This window comes from Devosia sp., from assembly GCF_028290645.1.
Taxonomy (GTDB): domain Bacteria; phylum Pseudomonadota; class Alphaproteobacteria; order Rhizobiales; family Devosiaceae; genus Devosia_A.
In genome coordinates this window covers 1-6,318 of the sequence record NZ_JAQGJL010000219.1, presented here as the reverse complement: position 1 = coordinate 6,318, position 6,318 = coordinate 1, and the positions used below count along the sequence as shown (strand labels likewise).

At 62.9% G+C, this 6,318-nt stretch carries 5 protein-coding genes; 2 read left to right on the top strand and 3 right to left on the bottom strand.

What is annotated here, in order from left to right; genetic code table 11:
- Positions 1 to 1,656: ABC transporter substrate-binding protein (locus tag JWQ89_RS12530; RefSeq protein WP_299641492.1), on the bottom strand; the 1,656-nt coding region annotated here is incomplete at its 3' end.
- 716 nt (positions 1,657 to 2,372) lie between these two features.
- On the opposite strand from JWQ89_RS12530, the gene JWQ89_RS12525 reads away from it, so the two are divergent.
- Together JWQ89_RS12525 and JWQ89_RS12520 are read left to right on the top strand one after the other, a co-directional pair.
- Complete coding sequence (locus JWQ89_RS12525) at positions 2,373 to 3,491, top strand: hypothetical protein (RefSeq protein ID WP_299641489.1); 1,119 nt, start codon at positions 2,373 to 2,375, stop codon at positions 3,489 to 3,491.
- Positions 3,492 to 3,505: 14 nt separating this feature from the next.
- A complete protein-coding gene (locus JWQ89_RS12520) occupies positions 3,506 to 4,048 on the top strand; it encodes a c-type cytochrome (RefSeq protein ID WP_299641487.1) in 543 nt (180 codons plus the stop codon).
- A gap of 96 nt (positions 4,049 to 4,144) precedes the next feature.
- Here JWQ89_RS12520 and JWQ89_RS12515 read toward each other — a convergent pair whose 3' ends face one another.
- Positions 4,145 to 4,945, bottom strand: coding sequence for a class I SAM-dependent methyltransferase (locus JWQ89_RS12515; RefSeq protein ID WP_299641494.1), 801 nt, complete (start codon positions 4,943 to 4,945; stop codon positions 4,145 to 4,147).
- A gap of 121 nt (positions 4,946 to 5,066) precedes the next feature.
- On the bottom strand, positions 5,067 to 6,161 hold the full coding sequence (gene ugpC, locus JWQ89_RS12510) for a sn-glycerol-3-phosphate ABC transporter ATP-binding protein UgpC (RefSeq protein WP_299641485.1): 1,095 nt from the start codon (positions 6,159 to 6,161) through the stop codon (positions 5,067 to 5,069).
- Between the last annotated feature and the right edge of the window lie 157 nt (positions 6,162 to 6,318).

Below are 6,318 nucleotides of genomic sequence, written 5' to 3'. Positions count from 1 at the left end.
CGACATGGTCAGTTTGTCGAAGCGGATGACCGTGGCGTAATCCGGGTAGTAGGCGAATCCGGTGACCTTCTTGCTGTGCGCCACCACGGCTTTTACCGAGGTCGTGTAGACGTGAGATACGTCCTCGGCCATCATCTCCTGGAACTGCTTGAGCAGCGCCGCGCGCTCCGGATCGTTCGGATCCATGTAGAGCATCTTGCGTCCAATCTCTTCCTGCGCAGGATTGCTGTAGCCGAAGAAGTTGGCGTAGCTGTCCGGGAAGAAGTTCCACAGCGTCTGGTAGCCGGCGTCCGGGATGAAGGAGAGGAAGCCCGACATCCCCATCGGCAGGGCCTTGGCGACCTGGGCGTCGGAGTATTGCGCCGGGGTCTGTTTCTGGATTTCGACATTGACGCCAATCTGGCTCAGCGCCTCGACGATGAGCTGCGCCGTGCGCTCGGTATTGATGTCGCCATTCGACACCGCGAGCGTGGTCGAGAAGCCGGTCGGATAGGCCGAGGCCGCCAGATATTCCTTGGCCTTGGCGAGATCGTAGGCATAGGGCCAGGTGGAGGGATCGGCGCCCACCACCTTCTGGCCGAACGGCGTCTTGGCCGGCACCGCGAAGCCGTAATAGACCGTCTCGATGATGTCCTCAATCGGCAGCGCGCTGGCGATGGCCTTCCGGACATTCTTGTCCTGGAACTCCGGCAGGCTCCAGTTGAGGCCGAGATAGTCCCAGCCGTTGGAGACCCACGATTCGACGACGACGTTCGGATCGCCTTCGAGCGAAGCCAGATCCTTGAACTCGAGGCCGGTGGCGAGGTGCACCTCGCCGCGCTTGAGCAGCGAGAAACGGACCGAGGCGTCGGGGATCATGGTGAAAATGATGCGTTCGATGGAGGGCTTCGGACCCCACCACTCGGGCCGGTAGGTCAGCACCATCCGCTGGCCCGCGGTCCAGCTATCGATCTTGTAGGGACCCGAAGGGGTGGCGTTGCGTTCGAGCCAGGCGACGCCGAACGGATCGGCGGCGGTGGCGTGGCTCATGATTTCGTCGGCATCCACCACGGCCAGCAGCGTGATGTAGTTGGCGCTCGCCCCCCACGGCACGGTGTCGACCAGCGTCATCGTCACCTTGTTGCCCTCGAAACTGACGGAGGCGGCATCGGTGAGCCCGTCGACTTTGGCCTGCCCGCCACCCACTTCGTTGCGATCGAGGTACCACTTGAACGACTTGGCGATCGCCTCCGCGGTGATCGGATTGCCGCTGCCGAACAGCATGCCGTCGCGGATGGTCCAGGTGACCGTTTTCTTGTCCTCGCTCATTTCCATCGACTCGGCGAGGCGCATGACGAGATTGTCCGGGTCGTAAGTCATTTGACCGTCCTCACCCTCGACAACGGCGAAGTCGCAGAGCGTGTCGTAGACCGAGCGAACCGCCAGCCAGTTGAGCACCGGCCCCCAGGTATCGGGCTTCAGCGAGGAGGCGTCCTGGTCGACCGCGACGATCAGCGTATTGGGGCTTTGGCCAAGGGCTGCGGAATTGCCCAACAGCGTAAACAGCCCGGTGGCCGGTGCGGCAAGAGCAACGGCGCCCGCCCCGGCGACGAAGGCCCGCCGGCTCAGCCCAGCTCTGTTAGCGTTATCAATACCTACCTTTGGAAGCGAAGGCATGTCGAGTGACCTTTCTCTTATATACTGATGGATATGGAGATTTTGTCAGTCAGGTCGCGCATCTGGGGCGACTCGTTTGGCAGTAGCGTTGTCATGATGCTCAGCACAAGCCGCGCGGACCTCGGCCCCTCGATCGCAGGCGCAGATCGAGCTGGAGCCGGGCTCCACGGCACGGAGCGACCGATCGAGCCTGGGAAACTTGGATAGCAATGGAAGCGATTGGCCATAGTCAGCTCTTTGATCGCTCCTCCCTGAGACAAACTAGATCACGACTTCCGGATGCCAACAAGTGCATTTTTGAGCATATTTGTAATGTGCTTATATGTTAGGCAAACACAAGTTAAGTACCCGTCTGGGCATGGTTTTTCTCTTTCGAAAATGGAGCGTTGCCGGCCCTGGGGACTCTTGCCCTCGCTTCGAAAAGGCGATTGTACGGAACTCTTGAGACTTGGAACGTGCGCTCGCCCTGCGGCCGCAACGCACGCTTGGACCCAGAAGCCGACACAGCTTCAGCGGGTGGATGCGGCGACCCCGGGTCGGCATCTGCCAGGCAAGTGACTATTGTAGACGATCGGCCAGCGGTCGCTAACCGCCGTCTGGTTCAAAGCGGTCGCCATCAGTCTAGGGCCGCGTTTGCTGCCTGGCGTGACGATGATCCATAGCGCTGTCGAAGTAATTCGGGGTAAGATAACGCCGCCCTAGTGACGAGCGGCGGCTTGAGCCGTATCGACGCTTGCACGACGGAGGAGGGCAAAGAGTCGATGGTACGGCGCGAGTCCGGCTCATCTACTTTCTCGCGTGCGGGCATGCTTGCCGCCGCTGCGTTGCTTGCTTGCGCCATTATTTTCGCCGAGGGACAGGCGAGTTCGCATGCCCTCGACACTCCGCCACGATTGCTGTCTGAGACTGGGCTTTACGCGGATGCCGGCGCACTCGTGGTCGATCCGCGCAACCTGCCGTTCTCGCCGCAATATCCGCTTTGGTCGGACAGCGCGGCGAAAAGCCGGTGGATCCGGCTGCCGTCGGGCGGCGTGATCGACGGGTCCGACGCGGACGCCTGGACGTTCCCGATCGGGACGCGGTTCTGGAAGGAATTCTCCTTCGAAGGCCACCGCGTCGAGACGCGCTACATGGAGTTGCAGGCCAACGGGAAGTGGCTCTATGCGTCATACGAATGGTCGCCCGACGGGCGGGATGCGACGCTGGCACCTGACCGGGGCCGGCGCGATGCTTTCGCTCTCGGTCACGGGCGGTTCCACGGCATTCCTGGCACTGCCGACTGCAAGGTCTGCCACCAGGGCGGGCCGGCCGAGGTGCTCGGTTTCAGCACGTTGCAACTCTCCCCTGCCGTGGACGCCGCGGCCTTGCACGGCGCGAGCGGCGCGGCGGGCATCAAGCTCGACTACCTCATCGCGAATGGGCTGATCAAAGGCTATGAACGCTGGCCGTCGCTGGCCCCGGTGATCGAGGCGAGGTCGAAAGCGGAGCGTCTGGTGCTGGGGTATCTGCACGGCAACTGCGGCCAGTGCCACAACAGTCGGGCGTCGCTCGCCAACCTTGGGATGTTCCTGCGCGAGGAACTGCTCCTGCTGCCGGGAAGCGTCGTCGAAACCATTGTCGGCAAGCCGGTGAAAAAGAGCGCGCCCGGGCAGTCGGCCGACGCGACTTACAGGATCGATCCGGGGCACCCCGAGCGCAGTGCGCTGCTGCAGCGGCTGTCGTCGCGCTATCCAGCACTGCAGATGCCTCCGCTCGGAACCGTACTGGTCGATGACGAGGCGGTGGCGGTCGTCACAAAATGGATTGCGGAGCTGAAGGTCAAAGAGGGCCAATAACAGGGAGGACTACGATGAAGCACTACGTGTTCGGACTTGCACTCCTATTGCCGCTGGTCGGCACGGTCGCCGCGCAGGAGGCGGCCAACCCCGACCTGGTCAAACGCGGCGAGTATCTCGTCAATGCCATGGGATGCCACGACTGCCACACGCCCCTGAAGATGGGGCCGAATGGCCCTGAGCCGGATATGAGCAGGGGGCTGTCCGGTCATCCGCAGGAGATCAAGATCACGGCGCCCGCCGTCGTATCCGATCCGTGGATTGGGGCCTCTTCGGCGACGAATACCGCCCATTCCGGGCCGTGGGGCGTCAGCTTCACCGCCAACCTGACGTCCGATCCGGAAACGGGGGTGCTGCGCGACTACACCGAAGCGCAGTTCCTGCAAATGATGCGGACAGGTCGCAAGCAGGGACAGGGGCGGGCGATTTTGCCGCCGATGCCGTGGCCACCCTTTGGGAAATTGAACGACGATGATCTGAAGGCGATCTTCGCCTACCTGAAACAGGTTCCGCCCATCAAGAACAAGGTGCCCGACCCTATCCCGCCCAAGCAATGAGCGTTTTCCGCCCGGAGCGCTCGGCAGGCGCCAACATCGCCTTCACGAGCGCTTCGGCGGATCGAACCGCTATTGCAGCGGGCAGGATAGGGCTGCCTACCCGACCACACCGCGACACGCCCAGGCGACACTGACAAAGGATCGTGGTCCGTCAGGTCTACCTGCCTCATAGGCATCGCGCACCGCTGCCGTGACGTCGTTCAGCCGCTTCGACGCGAGCGCGCCGGCAAACTTGCCGATGGGCCCCTCACCAGCCGCTATTGGTGCCCAGAAGTCATCGAAGTTGGCGTACTCCATGCGGATCATGAGTTCACGTTCTTCGACTTCGCGGAGCCCGGCGTCCTCGAACGCCTGCTTCATCTCGCCCGGCTGCATCATGGGCTGAAACATGTAGCGGTTGCGCAACTGCCGGCCGTCTTCCGAGACGGCAGCAATGGTGTCGATCGCCATCCGCATCCCCGGCATGCCACCTAGATGATCCCATACTGCGGCAGCGACCACGCCGCCGGAGCGCACAACTCGGCGCATCTCCGATATTGCCCGCGCAGCCTCTGGAACAAAGTGCAGGACGAGAAGTGCCATTGCGCGGTCAAAGGTGTCGTCGGAGAATGGCAGCGATGTCGCGTCTGCCTGGTCAATGGTCACCCGGGAGTCTGTGTTGCGCGCCCGGGCGGCCGCGACGAACGTCGGGGAAAAGTCGATCGCATTTTTCTGGCGAAGGCCAGGAAGTTCCGCCAGTTCGAATGTCAGGCTTCCCGTCCCGCATCCAACGTCAAGGACTGCCTCGCCTGCCGCATGGCCCACGAAATCAATGAACAGCGGCGCCAGCCGCTGGCTCCAGCGTCCCATCAACTGCTCGTAGTCGGACGCATCTCGAATGGTGAAAGTCGATCCCATCACATCCTCACCTTGGGTATGCATTTTGCGTTGGCCGCAGCATACATTTTCGGCCCTAGCCAAATACGGGAAGCAGCCGTTCATCCCATTAGCGGCGGACCTTCGGACCTGCCCGTTGACCCTAGGTTAGGTACGCCGACCGCCAGTCGTCGTTCGCGCCCACTGTGGTGCCGCTCTTGTCGAACAGATGCAAGAACGGGGCGGGGAGAGCGAGGTCCAGGATGTCGCCGGCCTTCACGCCGCTGATGCCGCGGAGCGCGATGGTGAAGGGCTCGTCGGCGCCGGCTGTGGTGGCGTGGACGATGGTCTCGGAGCCCAGTACCTCGGTGGTGGTGACGCTGATCTTCAGCGGACCGGGTTTGACCTCGACGTGTTCGGGGCGGATGCCGAGGAAGACGGAAGCGCCATCGGGCAGGGGTACCGTTCTGCCGATGAGCGGAATGACTGCTCCACCCTGCAGGCGCACGTTTCCGCCTTGCACCGTGCCGGACAGAATGTTCATCGGCGGGGCGCCGAGGAAGCCGGCGACGAACCGGTTGCAGGGGCGAGCGTAGAGTTCGACGGGCGTGCCGACCTGCTCGATTTGGCCTTCGTTGAGCACGACGATCCGGTCGGCCATGGTCATCGCCTCGACCTGGTCGTGGGTGACGTAGATCATGGTCGAGCCCAGCCGCTGATGCAGGCTGATCAGCTCGCCGCGCATCTTCACGCGCAGTTCAGCATCGAGGTTGCTGAGGGGTTCGTCGAAGAGGAAAGCCTTGGGCTCCTTGACGATGGCGCGGCCTATGGCGACGCGCTGGCTTTGGCCGCCGGAAAGCTGGTTGGGACGGCGGGCGAGCAGGTGCTCGATCTGCAGGATTGCTGCGGCCTTCTGCACCCGGGCAGCGGTCTCCGACTTCGCAAGCCGTTGATTTTCCAAGCCGAATCTCAGGTTCTGTTCGACGCTCATGTGCGGGTAGAGGGCGTAGGACTGGAACACCATGGCGAAGCCGCGCGCGGCCGGCAGCAGGTGGTCGCAGCGGATGCCGTCGATGTGCACCTCGCCGGCGGTGATCTCCTCGAGGCCCGCCATCATCCGCAGCAGCGTGGACTTTCCGCACCCGGAGGGGCCGACGAACACGGTGAACGAGCCGTCGGCGATCTCGAGGTCGATGCCGTGGATGACCTCGAAACCCTGGAAACTCTTGCGGACGGATTTGAGCTGGATGCCGGCCATGACTACTGGAAATCCATGGTTTTGAGCGGCGATGGTGCGGCAATAGTGCGGCCATCGACCATGATCTTCTGCGCCCCTAGCGTGCCGCCGAGAATTTCGAGGCTGATGGCGTCACCCGAGCAGGTGAGCGTGCCGAAGGCGGTGCCGGCCGACCAGA